Source organism: Alkalihalobacterium alkalinitrilicum (assembly GCF_002019605.1).
In the GTDB taxonomy this organism is placed as follows: Bacteria; Bacillota; Bacilli; order Bacillales; family Bacillaceae_F; genus Alkalihalobacterium; species Alkalihalobacterium alkalinitrilicum.
This window is the reverse complement of record NZ_KV917368.1, coordinates 5247857-5273218: the sequence shown is the minus strand read 5'-3', so window position 1 is coordinate 5273218 and position 25362 is coordinate 5247857. Positions and strand designations below refer to the sequence as shown.

General features: G+C 36.2%; 24 protein-coding genes and 1 pseudogene. 11 read left to right on the top strand and 14 right to left on the bottom strand.

Annotated features, from left to right (window positions below; genetic code table 11):
- Positions 1–181: 181 nt before the first annotated feature.
- On the top strand, positions 182–616 hold the full coding sequence (locus tag BK574_RS25515) for a DUF1885 family protein (RefSeq protein WP_075385487.1): 435 nt from the start codon (positions 182–184) through the stop codon (positions 614–616).
- 50 nt (positions 617–666) lie between these two features.
- Here BK574_RS25515 and BK574_RS25510 read toward each other — a convergent pair whose 3' ends face one another.
- Both BK574_RS25510 and BK574_RS25505 read right to left on the bottom strand, forming a co-directional pair.
- Positions 667–1728 (bottom strand): M23 family metallopeptidase, encoded by a 1062-nt coding sequence (locus BK574_RS25510; RefSeq protein WP_078430615.1) that lies wholly within the window; start codon positions 1726–1728, stop codon positions 667–669.
- A gap of 238 nt (positions 1729–1966) precedes the next feature.
- Complete coding sequence (locus BK574_RS25505) at positions 1967–2800, bottom strand: polysaccharide deacetylase family protein (RefSeq protein WP_078430614.1); 834 nt, start codon at positions 2798–2800, stop codon at positions 1967–1969.
- A 149-nt stretch (positions 2801–2949) separates the two neighbouring features.
- On the opposite strand from BK574_RS25505, the gene BK574_RS25500 reads away from it, so the two are divergent.
- From BK574_RS25500 to BK574_RS25490, 3 genes are all read left to right on the top strand, one after another.
- Positions 2950–4002 (top strand): FUSC family protein, encoded by a 1053-nt coding sequence (locus BK574_RS25500; protein WP_075385484.1) that lies wholly within the window; start codon positions 2950–2952, stop codon positions 4000–4002.
- Positions 4003–4067: 65 nt separating this feature from the next.
- Positions 4068–5702, top strand: coding sequence for a glycine betaine uptake BCCT transporter (locus tag BK574_RS25495; RefSeq protein WP_078430613.1), 1635 nt, complete (start codon positions 4068–4070; stop codon positions 5700–5702).
- A gap of 391 nt (positions 5703–6093) precedes the next feature.
- On the top strand, positions 6094–6501 hold the full coding sequence (locus tag BK574_RS25490; protein ID WP_075385483.1) for a hypothetical protein: 408 nt from the start codon (positions 6094–6096) through the stop codon (positions 6499–6501).
- Between the two features lie 76 nt (positions 6502–6577).
- Here the strand turns inward: BK574_RS25490 and lpdA are convergent, their stop codons facing one another.
- From lpdA to BK574_RS25465, 5 genes are all read right to left on the bottom strand, one after another.
- Positions 6578–7987 (bottom strand): dihydrolipoyl dehydrogenase, encoded by a 1410-nt coding sequence (gene lpdA, locus BK574_RS25485; protein ID WP_078430612.1) that lies wholly within the window; start codon positions 7985–7987, stop codon positions 6578–6580.
- A 4-nt stretch (positions 7988–7991) separates the two neighbouring features.
- Positions 7992–9293: a dihydrolipoamide acetyltransferase family protein gene (locus tag BK574_RS25480; protein WP_078430611.1), complete on the bottom strand. Its 1302-nt coding sequence runs from the start codon at positions 9291–9293 to the stop codon at positions 7992–7994.
- Between the two features lie 151 nt (positions 9294–9444).
- Positions 9445–10422 (bottom strand): alpha-ketoacid dehydrogenase subunit beta, encoded by a 978-nt coding sequence (locus BK574_RS25475; protein WP_078430610.1) that lies wholly within the window; start codon positions 10420–10422, stop codon positions 9445–9447.
- Positions 10423–10425: 3 nt separating this feature from the next.
- Positions 10426–11469 carry a pyruvate dehydrogenase (acetyl-transferring) E1 component subunit alpha gene (pdhA, locus tag BK574_RS25470; RefSeq protein WP_078430987.1) on the bottom strand — a complete coding sequence of 348 codons (1044 nt, stop codon included), beginning with the start codon at positions 11467–11469 and terminating at the stop codon, positions 10426–10428.
- Between the two features lie 610 nt (positions 11470–12079).
- Complete coding sequence (locus BK574_RS25465; RefSeq protein ID WP_238458094.1) at positions 12080–12736, bottom strand: YkyA family protein; 657 nt, start codon at positions 12734–12736, stop codon at positions 12080–12082.
- A 288-nt stretch (positions 12737–13024) separates the two neighbouring features.
- Between BK574_RS25465 and BK574_RS25460 the strand changes: the two genes are divergently transcribed.
- On the top strand, positions 13025–13192 hold the full coding sequence (locus BK574_RS25460) for a YjcZ family sporulation protein (RefSeq protein ID WP_075385478.1): 168 nt from the start codon (positions 13025–13027) through the stop codon (positions 13190–13192).
- A gap of 66 nt (positions 13193–13258) precedes the next feature.
- Here the strand turns inward: BK574_RS25460 and BK574_RS25455 are convergent.
- Positions 13259–14421 (bottom strand): annotated as a pseudogene (locus tag BK574_RS25455) (IS3 family transposase).
- Between the two features lie 199 nt (positions 14422–14620).
- Between BK574_RS25455 and def the strand changes: the two are divergent.
- Positions 14621–15166, top strand: a complete 546-nt coding sequence (def, locus tag BK574_RS25450) for a peptide deformylase (RefSeq protein WP_078430609.1) — start codon at positions 14621–14623, stop codon at positions 15164–15166.
- A gap of 155 nt (positions 15167–15321) precedes the next feature.
- On the opposite strand, the gene BK574_RS25445 is transcribed toward def, so the two are convergent.
- Positions 15322–16104 carry a Cof-type HAD-IIB family hydrolase gene (locus BK574_RS25445; RefSeq protein WP_078430608.1) on the bottom strand — a complete coding sequence of 261 codons (783 nt, stop codon included), beginning with the start codon at positions 16102–16104 and terminating at the stop codon, positions 15322–15324.
- Positions 16105–16725: 621 nt separating this feature from the next.
- Here BK574_RS25445 and BK574_RS25440 point away from each other — a divergent pair.
- Together BK574_RS25440 and rnjA are read left to right on the top strand one after the other, a co-directional pair.
- Positions 16726–16935: a DNA-dependent RNA polymerase subunit epsilon gene (locus BK574_RS25440; protein ID WP_078430607.1), complete on the top strand. Its 210-nt coding sequence runs from the start codon at positions 16726–16728 to the stop codon at positions 16933–16935.
- A gap of 3 nt (positions 16936–16938) precedes the next feature.
- Entirely contained in the window at positions 16939–18606 is a 1668-nt protein-coding gene (gene rnjA, locus BK574_RS25435) for a ribonuclease J1 (protein WP_075385474.1), read from the top strand.
- 47 nt (positions 18607–18653) lie between these two features.
- On the opposite strand, the gene BK574_RS25430 is transcribed toward rnjA, so the two are convergent.
- From BK574_RS25430 to BK574_RS25415, 4 genes are all read right to left on the bottom strand, one after another.
- On the bottom strand, positions 18654–19319 hold the full coding sequence (locus BK574_RS25430; RefSeq protein ID WP_078430606.1) for a potassium channel family protein: 666 nt from the start codon (positions 19317–19319) through the stop codon (positions 18654–18656).
- Positions 19320–19601: 282 nt separating this feature from the next.
- Positions 19602–20834: a peptidoglycan recognition protein family protein gene (locus tag BK574_RS25425; RefSeq protein WP_078430605.1), complete on the bottom strand. Its 1233-nt coding sequence runs from the start codon at positions 20832–20834 to the stop codon at positions 19602–19604.
- A 215-nt stretch (positions 20835–21049) separates the two neighbouring features.
- On the bottom strand, positions 21050–21508 hold the full coding sequence (locus BK574_RS25420) for a TlpA family protein disulfide reductase (protein WP_075385471.1): 459 nt from the start codon (positions 21506–21508) through the stop codon (positions 21050–21052).
- An 87-nt stretch (positions 21509–21595) separates the two neighbouring features.
- A complete protein-coding gene (locus BK574_RS25415) occupies positions 21596–22147 on the bottom strand; it encodes a peroxiredoxin (protein WP_075385470.1) in 552 nt (183 codons plus the stop codon).
- 297 nt (positions 22148–22444) lie between these two features.
- On the opposite strand from BK574_RS25415, the gene BK574_RS25410 reads away from it, so the two are divergent.
- The 3 genes from BK574_RS25410 (at position 22445) to BK574_RS25400 (ending at position 24457) form a co-directional block, all read left to right on the top strand.
- Positions 22445–23284 (top strand): mechanosensitive ion channel family protein, encoded by an 840-nt coding sequence (locus BK574_RS25410; RefSeq protein ID WP_075385469.1) that lies wholly within the window; start codon positions 22445–22447, stop codon positions 23282–23284.
- A gap of 163 nt (positions 23285–23447) precedes the next feature.
- A complete protein-coding gene (locus BK574_RS25405) occupies positions 23448–23807 on the top strand; it encodes a hypothetical protein (RefSeq protein WP_078430604.1) in 360 nt (119 codons plus the stop codon).
- Between the two features lie 179 nt (positions 23808–23986).
- Positions 23987–24457, top strand: coding sequence for a spore coat protein (locus BK574_RS25400; RefSeq protein ID WP_078430603.1), 471 nt, complete (start codon positions 23987–23989; stop codon positions 24455–24457).
- 50 nt (positions 24458–24507) lie between these two features.
- Here the strand turns inward: BK574_RS25400 and BK574_RS25395 are convergent, their stop codons facing one another.
- Entirely contained in the window at positions 24508–25356 is an 849-nt protein-coding gene (locus BK574_RS25395) for a manganese catalase (protein WP_075385466.1), read from the bottom strand.
- Between the last annotated feature and the right edge of the window lie 6 nt (positions 25357–25362).

Genomic DNA, 25362 nt, shown 5'->3' with positions numbered 1-25362 from the left:
CCATTTATTTCATTTTTCACTATTAATTCTTCTCATAATATTGTATTCTGTATTATTCAATTTCATGATGTTAATCCCCTTCGGCCATTTTTCCTAATTTCTATTGTGTTGTCAGCTTTAATGAGTAATGCTAATATAAGGAGTGAAATTGAAAACGTTTTATAGTTGGGAGTAGATGTCTATGTCCGACCACGCATACATAAAGCTTGTGAAAAAGTCGACACAACAAGAAATTACTGTAGAAGAACTAAAAGATATTTTCAAATATTATCAAACGATTACAACAAAAACAGGAAATCAATTAGATTGGGGTTATGGAGAAGCTGCTTTTCCTTACCAAATAGCAGATGTTCCTGAAAATGATGGTAATTGGATATATTTGAAAAGTAACGGAGTGCCTAGATATAAATACATCGTATTTGGAGTAGGACAAGAAACGGTAGTAGATAGTGATGGTAATGAATCATTACAATTCTATATTCAAGTCATCTTGCCTGAAGGTGCTACACATGGGGATAAAGGAAAGGCTAATGAGTTTTGTAAATTTTTAGGCAAAAAACTCCAAGCTGAAGTTCATTTATTTAATGGCAGGATAATGTACTTTTATAAAAGATAAGAACAGGCTATTTGCCTGTTCTTATCTTTATTTATCTATATAGATTAAATCTAGTCTTTAAAAATACTTTTAAGAACACTAACTACTTGATCTTGATCTAAAGGTCTCCAAAACAGCTCACCATATATTAATAAGTCTTGATGAAGATGTAATTCCGTTGAGTCTTGATTTACAGCACCACTTGTACCAGAATTCCCAACATAACCGATAATCGTATTTTCATCAACTGTTTGCCCAACTCGAATTTCTTCTGGTATATCTGATAAATGAGCAAAGCGACTCATAACCCCATTTGGATATTGTACCCAAACTTGTCTTCCACGTAATTTATCAAATATATATTCTGGTGTTTCTCCTAAATTAGATGTAAACTGTAAATCCATATTCCTTACTTCAGGTGACGAATATTCTTCATAATCATGATCCGCTCTTACTACAGTTCCATTCGCCATCCCATAAATCGGTGTGTCGAAATTAATATCTCCACCAGAGGCAAAATCATACCAATCTAAGCCTTCATGGTAGCCATTGCGATAGGGTCGTTTTGCACCAGGTAAATGACCAGGTATTGTACTTACCTCAGCTTCCTTAATTGGCTTTTTTAAAAATGAAAGGTATTCGATCATTTGTTCAGAATCCCACGAATCAAAATTAAAATCTGATGGAGGTCCTCCTACTTTCTCAATGGGTCCGTACCATTCAAAAGAAACTACTTCTTTAGCATAATTAACCTCTAGTCCTAGGCCAATTTCTAGAAAAGCTGAAGGTAAATATGGAATATCATTTTCAATAATTAAATATATATCACTATTAGCGACGTACTCACCATTTCTTTCAAGGACAGGCACTCCTTCTATTAAATAAAACTGATCATCGTTAATTGTCATTTGTAAGGTTCGATGGATTTCATCATAATCATACGAACCATCTGTAATGGCAATTAAATCGTTTACAGAAAACCTTGCTTCATTTTCGGTTAATTTCATCGGCAAGTCCACAGAATAGCTTGTCTTTTCTAATGTATTATTCTCCCCTATATCTCGATTATCTGATTGACATCCTGTAACGAATAACAAAAGGAAAAACAAACTATATATATTTATTTTTTTCATTATCATCTCTTCTTTCTAATTACTACTTCAGCAATAATAAAGATATTGTATCTTTTTCGATAATACATGACAAGGTTCTACAAAAGTTTACATTTTTTTAGGCTACATTTAATATTCTTTCTTTATTTCCAGAGATTATTTGATTATTAGCAGCTCGACGTATTAAATAAAACCAATAAAAAACAGAAACGTCTAAACTGGTACCAGCTTAGACGTTTCTGTTAACATTTATTCTCAGTCACTTAATTTCTTTTGGATCGACGATATCAAATCCTTTATCTTTTAGACCTTTTACAATATCTCTTAAGGCTTCCATCGTCCATTTTCGATCGTGCATTAACAAATTAGCTCCATTCATCAACAATTCCGAATTGACCATCTGTTCTGCAAGACTTTCAGCATCCATATATTCAGGAAAATAATCGTAACCATACGTCCAATTCATCCATTGCATTCCTTCTGCTTCAACGACTTGTTTCGATACATCTGTATTTGCTCCATAGGGTGCTCTAAAAAAACGTGGGCGCTCTCCTGTAATTTCTTCAATAAGATCATTTAGATCGATGATCTCTTTTCTTTGCTCTTCTGGAGAAAGTTCACTTAAATTTTTATGAGTCATCGTATGGTTACCGATTTCAAAACCTAATTCATGAATTTGTTTCAACTGCTCCTTACCTGAACCTTTATTAATGAATATACCATTCATAAAAAAGATTGCATTCACGTCTAAATCGTGAAGAATTTCAGCCATTTTTACCCCATATTGATCAGGAGCATCATCTATCGTTAACAGAACAACCTTTTCATTAACACCTTCCTCCCTTGGCTGAATAAGAAAGTTAGTTGGATTCAATTTATATTTCGGTACAGCTGCCACCTCTATTTCATCTGAACGTTCTTCATTATCAACTTCCACTTCCTCAATTTCATCTTCACCCTTACTCTCAACGACTTCACTAACGATGGATTCTGTTTCATCGTCATTTAAAACATTTTCATTTTCCATACTTCCAGTGCTGCAACCCATATTAATTACGAATAGACAAAATAATAAAGCAGTGAACTTTCTCATTTTTACACCAACCTAACATTAAATAAAAATTTTTAATAATTAAAGTAACCTCTACTATTGAATATATTAACAAATTAGCTTTTTATTTGTATATCTCATAAATAGGAGTCCAATACTAAGGATGGATTGTCAACTAAGAAGGTGGTTTTATGAAAAACACAAGATGGATTGGACGACGCGTACTAAAAACAGGGTTATCTGTATTTGTTACAGCTTTTATTTGTAAACTACTCGATTTACCAGTTGTATTTGCTATCATTACTGCTATTGTCACTACTGAACCTACGGCTGCAGACTCTTTAAAAAAAGGGTTAGTTCGTTTGCCTGCAGCTGCCGTAGGTGCGCTTTTTGCTGTTCTGTTAGACTTTTTACTAGGACAGTCGGCATTAACCTACTCATTAGTCGCTATGCTGACAATTGTGGCTTGTGCTAGATTAAAATTGGATACTGGTACACTCGTTGCAACTTTAACTGCAGTTGCAATGATACCAGGTACAACAGATAATATGTTTCATGACTTTATTATTAGATTATCTGGGACTTCCATCGGAATTATCGTTTCTACATGCGTTAATTATGTCATTCTACCACCTAAGTTCGGCCCAATAGTAGTTCAACAAATTGAAACACTATACATTGAGGCGGCTAATAAATTAACATCCCTCATTGATGATCATAAAGAGGAACATCCATCTATAACATATCGACCTCTTTCTCAACAAATTGAAAAGATCTATCAATTAACACAGTTTCAAACGGATGAGTGGAAATACCGTAATTTTGAAGAAAATGAATTTCGGTCCTTTCAATACTTAGTAAAAAAATTACATTTTATTGAGCAAATTAATTTAAGAATTGGAAATCTTACTTACCAACAATTGAAAAGAAGTGATTTTTCTGATTTCGAATGGGATATTTTAAAAAAGTCAATTGCATCTCTTGCGGCAATCTATAAAGATCCACTCCATCAAATACACAATTCTCATTTCGAATGGATAAACAAAATGAAGGAAAATTTACATTATATAGAGCATGATGACAATGCGGAATTACATATTGTTCAACGTGTTTTTTATGAATTATATATCATACACCAATTAACAGTCGAATTAGCTGAAGTTACAGAAACTGAAAGACAATATTCACTTACTGAACAATCCTATCCAAGTTACGTGTTCCCCACTAAAATACAGTATGATTAATACTCAAAACTATACTTAAGATACTCTTAGTACTATTCTGTCGTTTGGAAAGGGGCTTGAATGTTTTGAAAAAGTTAACACCTGTGTTTTTCATTTCGTTAGTCATTGCCACAGCCTTTATTTTGTGGGGGGTCTTTGCCCCAAACCATCTGGATACAACTACTGCCACCATTCAAAGTTTTATTACTGAAAAATTCGGCTGGTTTTATTTGTTAGCATCGACAGGGTTCCTCATTTTCGCCATATACCTTATCTTTAGTCCTTACGGAAGAATACGATTAGGAAAGCCAGAGGATCGTCCTGAATACAGTTATTTAACATGGTTTGCCTTTTTATTTACTGCTGGTATGGGAATTGGACTTGTGTTCTGGGGCGTTGCCGAACCGATGTATCACTTTTATTACCCACCCAATCCAAATCTTGATCCTTACCAAGCAGCTAGTCAGGCGATGCGGTACTCATTTTTTCATTGGGGGTTACACCCTTGGGCCATTTATGCGATTGTGGCTTTAATCCTTGCTTATTTTCAATTTAGAAAAGATTCTCCAGGTGTTATCAGTGCAGCATTTATACCTTTGTTAGGTGACCGTGTCCATGGTCCTATAGGTACAACGATAAATGTTATCGTTGTATTTGCTACAATTTTTGGGGTCGCTACTTCACTCGGGTTTGGAACGATGCAAATATCAGGTGGTGTTTCACAACTCATACCTGGAGTTAACAATAACCTGATGACTCAGCTTACTATCATCATTATTATTACAATTCTTTATATGTTATCTGCTCAAACTGGACTTAATAAAGGGATTCGTATTTTAAGTAAAACTAATATTTATTTAGCCATTGGTTTATTACTCTTCTTACTTTTTGTTGGACCAACTACATTTATTATGGGTGTATTTACACAAACTTTAGGAAGTTATTTACAAAACTTAGCTGGTATGAGCTTTCGGATTGATCCTTATAATCCCGAAACGAATTGGGTTCAAGGTTGGACGATCTTTTATTGGGCTTGGTGGATTGCTTGGGCTCCATTTGTCGGAACCTTCATTGCCCGAGTTTCTAAGGGAAGGACGATTCGTGAATTTGTGATTGGAGTGTTAGCTGTACCGACAATATTTGGTGCTTTATGGTTTTCTGTTTTTGGAGGTACCGCCATTTCACTTGACCTACATAATAATATCGGAATCATGAATATCATTGAAGAACAAGGGATGGAATTAGCACTGTTCGCTGTATTAGATCAATTTCCTTTAGGTATGGTGATGTCTATAATTGCAGTTCTTCTAATTAGTTCGTTTTTTATTACATCTGCAGACTCGGCAACCTTTGTTCTTGGTATGCAAACGACAAACGGTAGTTTAAATCCCGCCAATTCAGTTAAATTTATTTGGGGACTAGTTCAGTCAGCAGCTGCGGCCGTTTTATTAGCATCAGGTGGATTAGATGCGTTACAAACAGCTTCCATCATCGCTGCACTTCCATTTGCAGTTATAATGATTTTGATGATTTTTTCATTAATGAAGGCTCTCCGTCAAGAGAAACCGATACTTTATCAAGATAAACTACGTATGAAAGATGAAAAGTTGAGGCTTCGAGAAGAAAAATTAAAATTGAAAGAAGAAATTGCAACATTAAAGAAACAAGTGAATACACTTAATGAGAAAAATGAAGTTGATGAAAAAAAAGACGATCAATAGGCAGTATTAATAATTAATTTATAAGATTGTTATTGGCAGTTATCCCCCACTTATCCTTATTTGATTTCTCGAAGTATTGAAATGGGGATATTAGGGTATTACTGCCAATTGTTGCGGGATAATATACCATTAAAAAGGCACTAGGCGGTTGAACTAGTGTTTTTTTATGTTATTTAACTTCTAAATTTGAAGTTTAATATGTTATGATTCCCCACCAATTATTGAATAAATTCTGTTATTTTAGAGACAAAATGATCCTGTTACATAATGATCATGTTTTTATCAATATTTTTCTATTTCATTACATTTATGTTACTTCAAGTACAACCATATAATGGCATGGTAAAATAATATCATTAATCTATCCTTAGTAGGAAGTGAGGTCTAAAAGATGAGACAACATATATCTTACTTGCTCTTAACGACCTTTTTATTTACATCAGGGTGTTGGTCATCAGCGGCAACTACTAATCCACTTGCAACAGACAATACAGAATATATGACTGTACTGTTTTCAAATGAAGAATCGCTATTAGAAGAAGCGAGTTTTTATGATGCATTATTAGAAATGCAAAGATTGTTTCCTGATAAACATTTCCCATTTCAAATTGTTTATGCTTCCGAGCGTAATGTGATTCGTTATTTTAACGTGAATACATACCCAACATTAATGGTTCTTAGTGGTGATGATATTCATTTAGTCATTGAAGGTAAACATTCAAAAGAAGATATTATTGACATGCTTACTAGTACTTTGGAAATGAAAGATAAAGAAGTATCCTTTCATATACATCAATAATATGCTATTTAAAAATATGAAGAGGCTGTCCGAGTGGGACAGCCTCTCTTTTATAAAAAGTCAGAGAAAAGATTTCTTATTTCACTATATGAATTGGCATTCCAAGTGCTACTTCGGCAGTTTCCATCGTAATTTCACCTAATGAAGGATGTGCATGGATCGTTAAGGCAATATCTTCCGCTGTCATACCTGCTTCAATCGCTACACACGCTTCAGAAATCATATCTGATGCATTCGCTCCAGCAATTTGAACACCTAATACTAGGCCATCTTCTTTACGAGTAACCATTTTCATAAAGCCGTCTGTTTCATCTAATGATAAGGCACGACCATTCGCTGCAAATGGGAATTTAGATACAACAACGTCATACCCTTCCGCTTTTGCTTCTTGTTCATTTAGTCCGACGGTAGCAAGTTCTGGACCAGAGAAGACTACAGCTGGAATTGCTAAGTAATCAACTTCAACAGAATGGCCTGAAATCGCTTCAGCTGCAACTTTCGCTTCATAAGAAGCTTTGTGAGCAAGCATTGGTCCTGCAACGATATCACCAATAGCGTAAATCCCGTCAACAGATGTTTTACATTGTTTATCAACTTTAATAAAACCACGCTCATCGATTTCTACACCAATTTGTTCTAAACCGATTTCTTCTGTATTCGGACGACGTCCAACCGTAACTAGAACATAATCAGCTTCAAACGTTTTTGTTTCACCTTTTACTTCAGCTGTCACTGTTACGCCATTTTCTGTTTCCTCTACACCTTTTGCTAACGCTTCAGTGTAGAATTCCACACCGTTCTTTTTCATACGACGCGTTACAAGTTGGCTCATCTGTTTTTCAAAACCAGGAAGAATTTGTTTTCCACCTTCTAATACTACAACTTCTGAACCTAGATTAGAATAAGCTGCTCCAAGCTCAATACCGATATAGCCGCCACCGATCACAAGTAATTTCTTCGGTAGCTCTGTTAAGTTAAGGGCACCAGTTGAACTTAATACACGCTTACTAAACTTAAAGGCAGGAATTTCAATTGGACGAGATCCTGTCGCAATTATACAATTTTTAAATTTGTATGTTTGAGCTTGTTTATCATCCATAACACGAACAGAATCTTTATCAGCGAAATAGGCTTCACCTTTAACGATTTCTACTTTATTACCTTTTAAAAGACCTTCCACTCCACCTGTTAACTTGTTGACAACAGAGGTTTTCCATTCTTGCATCTTAGAAAAATCGAGGTTCACTTTGTCTACTGTAATCCCCATGTTATCTGAGGAGTGAGCATCATGATAACGATGACCTGCTTCAATTAATGCTTTTGAAGGAATACAACCGACGTTTAAACAAACGCCACCAAGATTGTCCTTCTCAACGATTGTTACTTTTTGTCCTAATTGCGCCGCACGGATTGCTGCTACATAACCGCCAGGGCCAGAGCCAATGACTAGCGTATCTACTTCTGTTGCGAAATCCCCAACTACCATTTGCTTATCCCTCCATTAATAACAATTGTGGGTCGTTTAATAATCGTTTGATGTGATTTAACGCATTTTGAGCTGTAACACCGTCAATTAATCGGTGGTCATAGCTAATCGATAAATTAAGAACAGGTGCTGCGATAATTTCACCATTTTTAACAATTGCTTTTTCTTCAATACGGCCAATCCCTAAGATCGCTACTTCTGGATGGTTAATGACTGGCGTAAACCATGCTCCACGTGCTGAACCTAGGTTCGAAATAGTGCATGTTCCGCCTTTCATTTCATTCGGACTAAGCTTTCCGTCACGAGCTTTAACAGCTAATTCGCTAATTTCCTCTGCAATTGAGTATATTGATTTGCGATCAGCATCTTTTACGACAGGAACAACTAAGCCTTGCTCCGTATCAGCTGCAATACCAATGTTGAAATAGTTTTTATAAACAATTTCTTCATTGACATCGTCAATTGATGCGTTAAGGGTAGGATATTTACGTAGTGCGGCTGTTAATGCTTTAACTACATATGGTAAATACGTTAATTTAACACCTTGTTCTGCAGCTGCTTCTTTATATTGTTTACGATGAGCAACAAGCGCTGTTACATCGACTTCATCCATATGTGTTACATGTGGAGCTGTATGTTTAGAGTTAACCATCGCTTTCGCAATTGCTTTTCGGATTCCTTTAAGTGGAACACGCTCTTCATTTGCTCCTTCTGGGATAGCAACAGGCGCTGCCTTTTGCGGTGTTTTTTCAGTTTCAGAAGCCGCTTCTTCTTGAACTGCTGTTGTTGTTTCGGGTTGTCCACCTGCTAAATAGCTGTCAATATCTTCTTTCGTGATGCGACCGTTATTTCCAGTTCCTTGAACAGCAAGAATATTTACGCCTTTTTCACGAGCATATTTACGTACAGATGGCATTGCTACAACACGACGGTTTTCATCGACTTCTGTTTCTGCCACTACTTGTGTTGCTTGTTCTTCAGTTTTTGATGCCTCAGCTTTTGCTTCATCTTTCGCTGGGGCTGGAGCTTCTTCTTCATGATCACCATGAGCCGATTGAGGTGCTTCACCTTCAAAATCAATCGTCACGAGCACGTCACCAACTACAGCTACCGTACCTTCAGTTACTTTTAATTCTAGTATTTTACCTTCAACTGGTGATGGAATTTCAACAACAGCTTTATCGTTTTGGACTTCCAGTAAAATATCATCTTCTTTTACTTCGTCTCCTGGTTTAACAAACCATTTAACAATTTCACCTTCATGGATACCTTCACCGATATCAGGAAGTTTGAATTCAAATGCCACGAAAAGCGCCTCCTTTTAATTCAATTAGATTGAGACTTTTAGTTATAGTCATAAGATTAATGAAAGACGGAAAAGTTTAAAAATAGGTTATAAATTCGTGAAAAAAGACTGAAAAAGAAACCTGCTAAACTTCTTTTTCAGTACTTACTCATTAAAAGTTAACGACTTGCTTTGCTTTCTCAACGATATCTTTATAGTCAGGAAGCCATACATCTTCGGCTGCAGCGAAAGGATAAACAGTATCTGGAGCTGTTACACGTAGTACAGGTGCTTCTAAATGAAGGATCGCACGTTCAGTAATTTCAGCCATTACATTGGCAGCTACTCCTGCTTGTTTTTGAGCTTCTTGCACAACAATAGCACGATTTGTTTTTTCAATTGAAGCAATAATCGTATCGATATCTAATGGACTCACTGTACGAAGGTCGATGATTTCAGCATCGATTCCTGCTTTTTCTAATTCTTCAGCAGCTTTTAGTGAAGAGTGGACCATCGCACCATATGTAATGATTGAAATGTCTTTTCCTTCACGTTTCACATCTGCTTTTCCTAGAGGAATTGTATACTCTTCTTCAGGAACTTCACCACGGAATGAACGATACAATTTCATATGCTCAAGGAAAATAACTGGATCATTATCACGAATTGCAGAAATTAATAAGCCTTTTGCGTCATATGGAGTTGAAGGATAAACGACTTTTAACCCTGGTGTCTGAGCCACTAGACCTTCTAAGTTATCAGCATGTAATTCAGGTGTTTTCACCCCTCCACCTAGTGGTGAACGAACCGTAATTGGTGAATGGTATTTACCACCTGAACGATAACGCATACGTGACATTTGCGCTGCAACAGAGTCAAATACTTCGAAAACAAAACCAAAGAATTGAATTTCCATTACAGGACGGAAACCTGTTAAGCCTAATCCGATGGCTAACCCACCAATACCAGATTCTGCTAATGGAGTATCAAATACACGCTCTTCACCGAACTCGGCTTGTAATCCATCGGTTGCACGGAATACTCCGCCGTTTTTACCGACGTCTTCTCCAAATACGAGAACATTTTCATCTCTTTTTAGCTCATTACGCATTGCATCTGTAATGGCTTGAATCATCGTCATTTGCGCCATGGATTATTTCGACTCCTTTGCTTTATATTCTTCCATTTGCTCTTTTAAGTTGTATGGAAGTTCTTCATACATGAACTCGATTAAATCTGTCACTTTTTGCTTCGGTGCAGCATCAGCTTTCTTAATCGCTTCTTTAATATCTTCTTTTGCTTTTTCTACCATTTCATTTTCCATATCCTCAGTCCATAGATTTTTGCCTTCGAGGAATTTACGGAAACGAACTAATGGATCTTTCTTTTCCCACTCATCGTCTAAATCACTTGTACGATAACGAGTTGGGTCATCTCCTGCCATTGTATGTGGACCATAACGGTAGGTCATTGTTTCAATTAAAGTTGGCATACCTTCATTTATCGCACGTTCACGAGCTTGTGAAGTAGCAGCATATACAGCCAAGATGTCCATTCCATCCACTTGGATACCTTCGATCCCAGCAGCGACTGCTTTTTGCGCAATTGTTTTAGCAGCAGATTGCTTTTCAACAGGTACGGAAATCGCAAATCGGTTATTTTGAACTATAAATATTGCAGGTGCTTGGAATGCCCCAGCGAAGTTCATTCCTTCGTAGAAATCACCTTGAGATGCACCACCATCACCTGTATACGTAATCGCAACGTTCTTTTTGCCTTTTCGTTTTAAACCTAAAGCGACACCAGCAGTTTGCACGATTTGCGCACCAATGATGATTTGTGGCATAAGAACATTTACACCTTCTGGCATTCTTCCACCTTCATAATGTCCACGTGAGTATAAGAATGCTTTATATAGTGGGAAGCCATGAAATACTATTTGCGGAATGTCACGATATCCAGGTAAGATCCAATCTTCCTTTTCTAAGGCATACTGAGAACCTAACATAGAAGCTTCTTGCCCAGAAACTGGTGCATAAAATCCTAAACGTCCTTGACGATTTAATGAAATCGCTCGTTGATCCCAAATACGTGTATAAACCATACGACGCATCATTTCTTGAAGTTGCTCATCAGATAATTTTGGCATTGCAGCCTCGTTAACAACTTCTCCTTCTTCATTTAAAATTTGAAACATTTCAAACTGATTTTCAATTTGTTCTACAGTTTTTGTACTCAAGCTCTTCACCTCTTCCTTTCTAATAAAAGCCTTAACGGCATTTTTGGACTTTAACTAAGCAGCATTGCATTTTAGATCAAATTATTAAAAGTTATATGAATACCCACTTTCTAGGATACCCATCTTACCTTAATTCCAATACACTTTTTACAACGCTCTATGCAAGTCAACCAGTCTTTTTTTAGTTAAGTATTTATGTAAATACATCAAGGTAACTACTTTTTATTTCTCGGCAGGTCTATGTATAAATTCTATTAAATACCCTGTGCAGTTACCCATTAACCAAAAAATATGATGTTTTAAAAAACTGTATTAGTCTTTTTAGATAGTAACTAATACAATACTTCTTTCAGCACTTAGTCTACATCACAAAGTTTTCCTTCGTCAATCCTTTTGCTTAACAATTTATCGAAATTTTTACCTGAAGTTATTCATGTATAATTTAAAACAGTGTGTTATATATCAACACCCAAAACTAATAGTACAGATAGAAACACCTTCTTTTCAAAGCAGTGTCCTTCAGCACAAAAAAAGGAAATGCCTATACGACACTTCCTCTTTTGACCCTTTACTCATCAAAGGTTATATTCAAATCAGCCATAATATAAAACTCTTTCTTTTCTTCGTTATACACTTCAGTGTACTCATTAAATGTATCTTTTGCTTCCATCACACTTACATACGCTTCATTGATTTCATCAATTTTTTCTTGTAATTCATCAATCGATAAATCTTCTTGTTGAAGCATCGTATATAATTCCTCGTCTAAATTTAGAGCATACTCGTATTCATCATACAACGATTGATAGCTTTCAAACCTGCTTTCCATCGCTTCCATTAATTGAAGGGCTTTATTTTTTAAGTCCTCTTCTTTAATTTCTTCGATTTCAGGTTCTATTTTCAAGAATTCCTCATAGCCAGCTTCTATACTCATTTTTTCTTTATCCATCAATTGTTTTCTTTCTTGAACAATAGCAATCGCTTCCCTCGATAGGTCTACAATTTCATCAAATTCAGACATACCTAACTTTATAATTTGTTCGTATATTTCATGTTCTTTTTTTTCAGCTGCCACTAGTGGTTCCTGTTGTTGTTCAAAAACCTCTTCTAATACCACCGCTTTTTCCAAATGAGTATACATATTTTCTGCTGGATTGTTTCCACAGGCGCCGAGGAATAATATCATTACCATTCCTAATATAAAGCCGAAATGCTTGCGTTTCAAACCGAAAACCTCCTATCCCATAATTCCCAATTATACATCTTCGTCTACTAAAAAAGTATAAAAAAATCCACCATTTGACATATATTTATTTCTTACGCTTGGACTTTTTATTGAACAAACTTATAGATAGTATATTGAATTTGAAAAAAATATAGTACCCCTTCTTACATCTTCCAAATTTTTTTTTGCGTTAAATTGGGTATATGACCAGTCATGAAGAGTTTCAATGCATAGTGTATTAGTGAGTCGCAAGATAAGCGATGCAATTCATAAAGGAGGTCATGAATTATGCACGGATATGGATGTTACGATCCTTGTGGATACGGTTACGGTTATGGACCACAAGTTGCAGGAGTTGCTCACACACCAGGTTATGGACGCGGAAGAGGCTTCGCTTTAATCGTTGTTCTCTTCATTTTATTAATCATTGTAGGTGCATCTAAGTACGGATGCTAACGGATTAAAAAAACGGAAGTCGAAGTAGACTGACCTAGTCATATGAGACAGTAATAAAACACCTTCCTAGGCTGCCATATCACCAAACTCTATTGGTGTGTGGTAGCCTAGTTTTTCTTGGATACGCTCATCGTTATAATACCTCATAAATTGATCTACACGATCCTTTACTTCTTCTAAAGACAAAGAATTGAATTTAACATACTGAAATTCTTCTGATTTCAGGTTCGAATGGAAAGACTCAATGACTGCGTTGTCCCAACAGTTTCCCCGGCGTGACCTACTACTGACTAAATTCTTTTCTTTAATCCGATTTTGATAAGCATAAGAAGAATAGACACTTCCTTGATCTGAATGGATGATGACTCCTTTAGGGTTTCCTCGCTTTTCTAGTGCTTCATCTAAGGTATCAATCACCAAAGGGATTTGTTGATGAGTATAAAGCTTATAAGCAACGATTTGATTATTAAACAAGTCCATGATCGTTGATAAATATAAAGTGTCTGGACCATATTGAATGTAGGTAATATCCGTTACCCACTTTTGGTTAGGTTTGCTTGCGTGAAACTCTCGCTGTAATAAGTTTGGCGCGACAACGACAGATTCCCCTTGAGATTTCCACCTTCTTTTTTGCTTTACTCTACATTGAAGGTGGTATTTCTGCATGATCCGTTGAACAGTATTACGGTTTAATTTGATATGATAGTCACGTTTTAATAGCTCCTTGATTTTACGATGGCCATATCGGTACTTTGTTTTTTCGCAAAGGTAAATAATCGCTTCCTCTTCCTTAGACAACTCGACTAGTTGCGCAGATGCCCAGCGATAATAGGTGGATCTGGGAACATTTAAAGCTGATAAAATAGCTGATACTGTATATTTTTTTCGTGAAGTCTGGACTAGTTGGAGGACGATTTCTTTTTCAACTCCTTTTCGATCTCCAAATACTTTTTTAAGATTTCATTTTCCTGTTTTAAGTGATTCATTTGACGTTCTTTTTTCTCTTCATCACTTGAACTGTCAGGTCCATGACCCTATGAATATTGTTTCCCTATTGGTTGATCGAATCGATGAACCTGATTTTCACGATACCATTTCATCCACGTTTTGATTTGAGACACATTTTTAATCCCATACTTCTCCATGATCTCATGGTTCGTAAACTGACCACTCATCTTATCTTTCACAACTGCCCACTTAACCTCATTTGAATACACGTTTTTGCCCATGCAAAAACACCTCCGAATTAGTACTTTGTTTAAGTGTACCATTTCGAAGGTGTTTTATAGTGTCTCATTAATTTAGGTTAGTCTAGAAGCGACTTCCGTTTTTTCCCCTAATCTTCTTTTTTGGTATACTATAGATGCGGATTTATTTTAGAATTTATTTTACATATGTATAGTTAACGTGAAGGGGTTGTTGTAAAAAATGATCACAATGAGAGATGTTGTACGGGAAGGCCAACCTGTATTACGACAAATTGCCAAAGAAGTTGCATTACCTCCATCAAAAGAGGACAAAGATACGCTCGAGAAAATGCTTGAATTTGTTATTAATAGCCAAGATCCTGAAATAGCTGAACAATATGGGTTACGACCTGGTATTGGCCTTGCTGCTCCTCAAATTGGAATTAGCAAAAGAATGATCGCTGTCCATGTATATGACGAAAATGACAATTTAGTAAGTTGCGGAATGTTCAATCCTAAAATTATTAGTCATTCAGTTGAACTAAATCATCTTGAAAATGGGGAGGGGTGCCTTTCTGTTGACCGAGATGTTCCAGGCGTCGTTCCAAGATACTCAAGAATAACCGTTAAAGGAACCACCCTAGAAGGTGAAGAAGTCACTTGGAGATTAAAAGGGCTTGTCTCGATTGTCTTCCAACATGAAATAGATCATTTAAATGGGATTATGTTCTATGATCGAATTGAAGGCTATGAGGATAAATTTTCAAATGCCTTACCTAAACTATAGTAATAAAGGAAGATAGCTTGTAGCTTCGCCGACCATTCGTTTAGAATAGACGGTATCTAACAACTTAACCATTAAGAATTATTAAAAAATCGCATTGGCACCAATGCGATTTTTATTGATTTAAGAACTACTTTGCACCATTAACTAAATAAGATTTAGAGCAGCCCAACTTTTTGAAGACCGATTAAAATTCCGTGATCATCTACACTATTTGTTACAATGTTTGCCGCTTCCTTTGCATCTTTATGACCATTCCCCATCGCTACACCAGTTCCTACATAAGACAACATTTCAATATCGTTTAACCCATCTCCAAATGCATAGGCATTATCAACAGGGATATTCAACTGATCTAAAAGAATTTCAACTCCTTTTGCCTTTGAACCACCGTTAGGTAATACATCTATCGAATACTGGTGCCACCTGACATAATCAAAATGAGTATGATGGCTTATGTAAAGATCTTCAGAATCATTCTCACAGAAAATTAATGCTTGATACACTTCTTCAGAATGATAAAATTCGGGGTTATAGTCTGGCAAATGAAGTTTCATACTGCCAATCGATTCTTTAATAAACGGATGTTCTTTGGAGTTAGCATAATGATTATTATGATCCAAAAAAACCATTGGATGCTTATTTTTTATCGCTTCATTTTCTAATTTTTTGAGTTTTTCCGTTTCTAACGGATTTTTATATATAACATTATTGTTAAATATTACATAAGAACCATTAAAGCTAATATAAGTTTGTATTCCTAACTGTTTCCGCAATTCTTTATACATGAAAGGTGCTCTTCCAGTGGCAATCGCTATATGTATACCATTGTTTTGTAATTCATTTATTGCAGTTACTGTGGAACTAGGAATTGTCTGACTATGATCATACAACGTACCATCAATATCAAAAAACACTATTTTATCTTCTCTCCCACTCATTATTTAGCTCCTTTTCTTCCGTAAATTTGGTTCCAAAGAAAACCTATTCTCTGTCAGTATGATACATTTTTATTTGTTTTGGAAGCAATAGCATTCAAATAGCCAGTAATTACCTTGTAGTTTTTTTTTCGATTTACCACATACTATAAGCAAACTGATTGAACTGTTCGATGAATTATTTCCAACTAAGGAGGAAATGGTATGCTAAAAAAGCTAAAACGAAAATTAGTTAAACATTGTCGTGGTTTACTGCCCAAAAAAAGACTAGCACAAAGCCCACAATAAAAATGTTTACTAAAAAGGGGAATAGTAGGACGAATAATCTTCCTCTTTTTTACATAGTCAGATGAATATTTTTCAATTTATTTGGCAAAGAAGAATAAATACATGAAAATCTAACCAATATCATTTATAATATGAAAATAAATATAAGATTATAAGAGGTTGTTCAGAAAGTCTGAGAAAATCCTAGTCAATTTCTTCTGTCGTTTGCCACTCAATGTTTAGTTTGGGTATTTTAAAGAGATTTCTGCTATGGTCGTGTAATTAGTAATGCAAACCAAGGATCTCTCTCAGGTCTTTTTGTCCTCCTTTTTAAACATATATCAAAGGAGAGGTATTATGATTTATAAAGTTTTTTATCAACCAAAACCAGAACAAGTTCCTGTACGTGAAAATACAGAATCGTTTTATGTAGAAGCAAGCAGCGAACGTGAAGCACGAAAAATCCTTGCCGACAAAAATATTAGTATTGAATTCGTCCAGCAAATTTCGGGCGTTTTTCTTGAGTACGAAAAACAAAATCTAAACTTTAAAGTAGAACAGGGGTAAAAAATGAAACAAGCAAAACCAAATCAAGCATCTGTTTTTGCATTAGGCGGATTAGGTGAGATCGGCAAGAACACCTATGCAGTCCAATACCAAAATGAAATTATTTTAATTGATGCAGGAATTAAATTTCCTGAAGACGAGTTATTAGGAATTGATTATGTTATTCCTGATTACACGTATTTAGTTCGGAACGAAGAAAAAATTAAAGGTTTATTTATAACGCACGGACATGAAGACCATATCGGTGGGATTCCTTTTTTAATGCGAGAAGTCAATATTCCTATTTATGGTGGTAAACTAGCACTCGGCTTACTCAAAAATAAATTGGAAGAGCACGGATTACTTCGTAAAGTTAAATTACACGATATACATGAAGACCAAGAAATTAAATTTGCCAATACATCGGTTGAATTTTTCCGTACTACTCATAGTATTCCTGATGCATACGGAATTGTCGTAAAAACACCTGCTGGTAATATCGTTCATACTGGTGATTTTAAGTTTGATTTTACTCCAGTTGGAGAACCTGCTAATCTTACAAAAATGGCTAAGATCGGTGAAGAAGGTGTCTTATGTTTACTATCAGATAGCACAAATAGTGAAATTCCTGAATTTACAATGTCTGAACGTAAAGTTGGAGAAAGTATTGATAATATTTTCCGTAAAGTAGAAGGTCGAGTTATCTTTGCTACTTTTGCTTCCAATATTCATCGGTTACAACAAGTGGTAGAAACCTCTGTCCAATATGGTAGAAAGATTGCTGTTTTTGGACGCAGTATGGAGTCAGCTTTAACGATTGGACAAGAACTTGGTTATATTAGTGCACCTAAAGGAACTTTTATCGAGTCATCACAACTAAATAAACTTCCTGATACGCAAGTTACGATTTTATGTACAGGAAGCCAAGGTGAACCAATGGCCGCCCTATCTCGAATCGCATTTGGTACACACCGACAAATTCAAATTATCCCTGGAGACACTGTAGTCTTTTCTTCTTCACCGATACCAGGGAACACGCTTAGTGTAAGTAAGACGATTAACCAGCTATATCGAGCTGGAGCTAATGTCATTCACGGATCATTAAGTAATATTCATACTTCTGGCCACGGTGGACAAGAAGAGCAAAAACTAATGCTGCGATTAATGAAACCTCAATATTTCTTTCCAATACATGGGGAATATCGCATGCTAAAAATGCACACGAAGCTCGCTCAAGATTGTGGTGTGCTTGAAAAAAATTGCTTTATTATGGATAATGGTGAAGTGTTATCGATGAATAAAGAAGAAGCAATAATTTCAGGAAAGGTTCCTTCTGGTTCTGTCTATGTTGATGGAAGCGGAATTGGGGATATCGGAAATATCGTTTTACGAGATCGTCGCATCTTATCTGAAGAAGGTTTAGTTGTTGTTGTTGTAAGTTTAAATATGAAAGAGTTTAAAGTATCTGCAGGTCCTGATATCATTTCTCGTGGTTTCGTGTATATGCGCGAAGCTGGAGACTTAATACACGAAGCACAACAGATACTTGCCAAACACCTTGACGAGGTAATGGAACGAAAAACAACACAATGGTCCGAAATTAAAAATGAAATTAGTGATATTCTTGGGCCTTTCCTTTACGAAAGAACAAAGCGAAAGCCTATGATCTTACCGATTATTATGGAAGTGTAAGTAAAATTAATCAAAAAAGGCTGACAACGTCAGCCTTTTCTTCATATTCAACCTTCATCTAATAATTGTTTTTCAAATCGATCAATATCTTTATCTGCTCCAATGACAATTAATATGTCACCTCTAATAATCTTTTCATGGGCTTGAGGAGAAACATTAATATTTTCATGACGTTTAATAGCCATTATATTAATGCCGTATTTTGCTCGGATATCGAGCTCGATGATCGTTTTCCCATGCATTTTTTCTCCTGCTATTAACTCGACTATACTATATTCATCTGAAAGTTCTAAGTAATCTAGTACATTTTTCGAAACGATATTATGTGCTATCCGTATACCGATATCTCGTTCAGGATGAACGATATCATGCGCCCCAATTTTTTCTAATACTTTTTCGTGATAGTCGTTTTGTGCTTTTACTGTAATATGTTTTACCCCTAATTCGTTTAACATTAATGTAGTTAGAATACTAGATTGAATGTCATCCCCGATGGCTACAATAACATGATCAAAGTTTCTTACCCCTAAATTTTTTAACGTAATTTCATCAGTTGAGTTCGCTACTACTGCATGAGTAACAATATCTTTAAATTCATCTACCTTTTCAGCTGAATGATCAATGGCTAGAACTTCCATCCCTAGTCGACTCAACTCTTTACAAATGCTGCCACCAAATCTTCCTAAACCAATTACAGCAAATTGTTTTTTCATGCCATTTCCTCCATCTACGCCTAATTACTCTATTTTACCATAAAGCGCAAATTCATTCAGTGGGAGTTTTCCCCCATCTTACACTGTTGACAATCCTTGCCCACACGATGTGAGTCATACAGACTTTGTCTCAGTTTGTGGCTTTCTTATTCAGTTCTTTCAGTTTTTTCTTCGTTCATGTTTCCAAATGCCTTGAAGTGGATACTTAATGCCATTTAAACGAAATAATACAAGTGATGCCAGCCTCCATAACAAGGAGCCTGGCACCAAGTTTACACGAAATTATTGAAATAAGCGTGCCCACGTTTGAGGACCCACTATCCCATCAACTGATATGCCTTCTCTTCTTTGAAATTCTCTCACCGTTCGTTCTGTAATTGGTCCATATAAACCATCGGCTGAAACATTAAGTGCTCTTTGAATCCTTTTTACGTCATCTCCACGCATATATGGCGTTTGAAGAGATAGCAGACGACTATAGGAAGGTTGATTATTAGCATTGACCCGATCCAAAGCCCTCCAGGTTTGTGGTCCGACAATTCCATCTACAGTTAAGTTTTCTCGTTGTTGAAACTCTCTCACTCGTTGTTCTGTCTCAGGTCCAAAGAACCCGTCAACCATTGCCCCTACTTTTTGTTGAACTTCACGCACATCTTCTCCACGCATCATAGGAGTATTATGACGTAACATCCTTCTTGATTCACTAGTAAAGAGCTCTTCTCTTTCATCGGCTTCATCTGTCGGTGAACCATGTTCCACAATCTCTAAACTTTCATCGAAATCTCTTAGTGTTTCCCGAGTTTGAGGTCCAACAATTCCATCTACTCCTATGCCTGCTGCACGTTGAAAGCGTACAACAGCATCATATGTTTGAGGTCCAAATATTCCATCGATGGGTCCTGGTTTGAAATTAAGCTCATTAAGACGTTCTTGTAGTGCTCTAACGTCATCACCTTGATCTCCACGTGATAAGTACGTACGCTGTCTAGCCCCAGCTACATACGTAGGCGACGGAATCGCACTTCGATTAGTTTGACCTGTTCTATCTGCTAATTGCGATCGAAATTGCGACATACTAATCGACGGGCACGGCTTCCAAGAGTATCCTGGAAATTCAATATGCCCCCACACATTATCAACTGAAATATTTAATTCACTCATTAAATACTGTGTTAAATCAAGAGCAGCTTCACGTTGTTGCGAAGTAGGTGTCTGTGTTCGGAAATCCCCTACCATACAAATACCAACGGACATTCCATTACTATTTCCAACATGATAACTTACAATCTCTAAATCGTAACACCAACTAATTGAACCATCTCGGTCTACGACGTAATGATAGCCAATCCCTGGCCATCCTAAACTATTCACATGATATCTCGCAAAGGCTTCTGCACTACCAGATGTAGTAGCACTATGATGAATGGCAATATTTCTAATAGAACCCCTAGAACGGCGACGATACGTCCGACTTCCATGCCTCGCTAACGAATTTCGCTTGTCTATTATATTCATCAAATCACCTCATTATTTATATATGCCTATAAATAAAAAAAGGTGATGTAACGACTTCAACAAAACTATTAGGTAAGGTCAATCGTTCATTTATTTTATAATTACCACAAACCACCGAATTGAACTATGAAAAAAAGCAGAATGAACTCTATACGAATTCACCTGCTCGTCTGACTATCTCATCACCTATACTTATTACAAAGCAAGGAATAACTCTATTCTTCTTTAATCCCTAACACACGATTGACTCGTTTCGTCAACATTTTCATTCCACTACCGCCCGCTTGAAAATGACGAAGTTGGCCTACTTCATCAAAGACATAATAAGCAGGAACATACTCATTCTCAAAAGAATCGGTAATTTTGTGCCCATTATCAACCGCTATTAATTGAGAAATCCCATGTTCCTCTGCTACTTGTTTGATTTGATCCACATCAGTATCTTTTTCTGAACGTGGCATATGAATCGCAATAACATTTAGCTTGTCTGCATATTTATCACGGAACTCATTAATGTTTGGCATTGCTTCTTTACATAACCCACAGGACACGGACCAAAAATGAAATAACGTCGGCTTATTTCCGACCAACTCATCTTTACTTATCTCACTCCCATTTAACCACTCAGTTGCACCACTCAGTTCAGGCATTGGAGATCTTAACTTTAACGCCATAAATAATCCCTCCAGATACAATTATTAACTAGATGAAAAAGGTCTAACATATATGCTAGACCTTTTATTTCTTAATCTGTGCTTAAATTAAACGCTTAATGTCTCTTGTCCTGGTTTCCAGTTAGCAGGGCAAAGTCCACCCGTTTGTAATGCTTGCAGAACACGTAAAGTCTCATCCACATCACGACCAATGTTGTTATGGTTAACAACAGCATACATTAATTCACCTTCAGGACTGATAATGAATAAACCACGAAGAGCGATACCAGCATCTTCAATTAATACGCCATAATCACGAGAAACTTGATGGTTAGTATCTGCTGCAAGCGGGAACTTTAACTCTCCTAATCCATTTTCATCACGAGACGTGTTGATCCATGCTTTGTGGGTATGTATTGTATCTGTAGAAACACCAATTACTTCTGCATCTAAATCCTCGAATTCATCATAACGATCGCTTAGAGCTGTAATTTCGGTTGGACAAACAAATGTGAAGTCCATTGGATAGAAAAAAAGAACTGTCCACTTATCGTTTTTCATGTTTTCTTCAAGACTTACTTTTCCAAATTCTTTGTTCGGTAAAACAGCTTCCATTTCGAAACGCTGAGCTTGTTTTGCTACCATTCGTTTATCAGACATATGTACATACCTCCTAATAATTACACTATTGCTATTATTCCCTTAGCTAACAGAACTAAACTTTAATTTTTCGTAAAGAAATATAAATGTTGTCTAATAAAAAACGAATAATTTGCCAAATAAATTCTCATTTAAGTTTAAATTGTAAAAAAAAGAGCAATATCTTATTAAAGGTCTTATGTTTTACATCCAGAAAAGTGGGTAATAGAATGAAGATGGGTTTTCATTAGAAGTGTTGAATGGTTGCACAATTGAAGCGAAACCTAATGAGACAATAAATAAAATAGGAGTGGTTTTGTGGATCAATGGTTTGAAAATATTAACTGGACGTTTTTTTTAGAAGGAGCTCTAGTAAACTTGGGTCAGGCTTTTTTGGCTATAATTGCTTTTCTTATTGCAAAAGCAATTGGAAATAAGTTAATTACTAGTGGCTTTTCTAAAATGCAAGAACAAAAAGAAATGTCAATTGGTAGAGTGAAAACATTAGAAAAATTAACATCAAACGCCTTTTCCTACGTACTTATTTTCGTTTTTATTACAATTGTAATTAGTATATTTGGTCTCGATGCCACAGGTTTAATTGCTGGTGCAGGTATCATCGGACTAGCTATCGGTTTCGGTGCGCAAGGATTAGTTAGTGATGTTGTTACAGGTTTTTTCCTGTTATTAGAAAGACAAATCGATGTAGAAGATTATGTTACAGCAGCTGGAATTGATGGAATCGTTGAGGAAGTAGGTTTACGTACAACGCTCATTAGAGGTTTCGATGGTACATTACATTTCATTCCGAATCGAAATATTGCTAGTGTTAGTAATCATTCTAGAGGTAATATGAGAGCATTAGTGGATATGAGTATTTCGTACAATGATAATATCGATAAAGCTGTTGCTATCATGCAAGAAGTTTGCGACCGAATAGCTGCCGCAGACGAAAGAATTAAAGAAGGACCTAACGTTGTTGGCGTTCAAAGTTTAGGTGATTCTGATGTCGTCATTCGTGTTGTTGCGAAAACAACCAATATGGAACAGTGGGCAGTAGAACGAACATTACGAAAAGAATTGAAAGAAGCACTCGATGCAAATGGAATTGAAATTCCTTTCCCGCATCAAGTTTATATTGAAAAGAAAAATTTATAATTAAATTTTTTTGTAAAAGAATACATTATAATTTTCATAGGCTGACTCCTTCTGAGTCAGCTTTTTTCCATTATTATAGATTGGGTGCCGATAAACCTACACCTTTTCGTTATTTGACCATATGTTATTAATATCTTGTACTGTATAGAAAGGAAGATTCTAGATGAGTAATGGCTTCGATCCAAGCAACCAAAAGAAATTGATGGAAATGGTCGTAGGTCAAGTATTAAAAAAGCATAAAGTCTCAAGAAAAGACATCAAACTTTCCAAAAAAGAGAAAGAAGAGATTAAAGAAATCGTAGGAAATATTGAAGATGAAGTTCAACGATTTTTAGAAAACCAAAATAAACAATTAACCGAACGAGACTTCGCAAACGAAAATACAACACAAGACTTAACAAATGAAAATAAAGCGAAACAGCCAGTTAATCAACCCACTCCTCCAAAAAGATCTCAAATTTTTCAATCTCAAAATGATATTAAATCAGTAAAGACGTTTCTGAACCCAAGACGTAAAAAATAAGTTAAGAAAGGTGACTCACAGTATTAGCATCTCTTTTGCTAGTTAAAATAGAGGTGTCTTATGCTTTTCAATTGAGTCACTTTTCTTTTTTTGTACGCTCTCCCTAAGTTATTTGTCCAAACAAAATATTCCCTTAGTTCATAAGCTGAAGTAGAACGCAAAAAGGAGGAATAACTAACATGAGTAATCAAGAAGTTTTCTATTCAGGAGAAAAGAAAAAGTCTTCATGGTCAGCATTAGATAGTAAACATAAACACCCATTATGCCCACCAAAGGAAGAAGATCATACGCAGGCTGCAGAACACACGAATAAAACGTTACAGTTATCCGAGGAGTATATTTTTATTAAAGATTCATGTGATGTTTCTGTAAATACAACCGATACGAAAGCTGCTATTTCGCTTCAAGCTTCTCTGCAAGCTGCTATAGCAATCGTTATCAGTATCTCAGTTGCAGATAGCTCAAAGGCTGAGATGATTACCCAAGATTTACTTCAATCATCGAAGATTAAGCAAGTAACACAACAAAAAACAATTATCGAAAACTCTCGTAATGTAAAAGTAACTATAACCGACACTCAAGTTGCCGCGAACATTCAAGTATTACTTCAAGTATTACTTGCCTTACTAGTACAAATTGATTTGTTATAGTTTAAAAGGCAAATAGGGTTGTAGCATCCCACTTGCTACAACCTTTTATTTTACGCAAAATTGGGAGGAACATGGTGACTACCAGGAAGCATTGTGTTATGAGTATAAGGTGGTGCTGGTCGAAGCTTTGGTTTCTTTGCAAAGGGCCCTGGTTGAGAAACATATTGAAACTGCCCTAAACTATCCATACTCGGACCACTTGCCCAGCGCCCCGTACTACTTTCTTCTCCACGAGATAAATTGAAAAAGGCGTATGAAACTTCTTGTTTCTCAAGATGACGAGGAAAGGTACTAGGAACGACGATATTTTCCTTTGCTTCTAACTCTGCAATAGCAGCCTTCCACATATTTTGGTGCATCGTATCTCGCGCAATAAGGAAAGAAAGCATATCCCTTACGCCACGGTCATTCGTCATTTCATAAAGCCGTACAGCTTGGAGTCGTCCCTGGGATTCATACGTTAAATTCATTCGAAAATCAGCTAGTAAATTTCCACTCGCATTGATATAACTTGCTGTCCATGGATTACCTACGCTATCTGTTGGCATTGCACCTAAACCTGAGACAATTGCATGCTGTGGATTCATCCCTCCTAATATCGCTCCGAGCACAGGGTCTTTTGCCGCATCCTCTAAATCTCCTACAGGTGCCCCTTCAAGCAACCTCGCAATCATTGTTGCTAACATTTCAATATGGGCGAGCTCTTCAGTTCCTGTATCCATTAGTAAATCTTTATATTTATCTTCTCCCCTATATCCCCAACCCTGAAACAGATACTGTAAAGCTACTGAAATTTCTCCAAACTGTCCACCTAGGACTTCTTGTAGTTTTTTTGCATATATCGGATCGGGGCATTCTGGTTTGGCATGATATTGTAACTCTTTTATATGATAGAACATAAAATC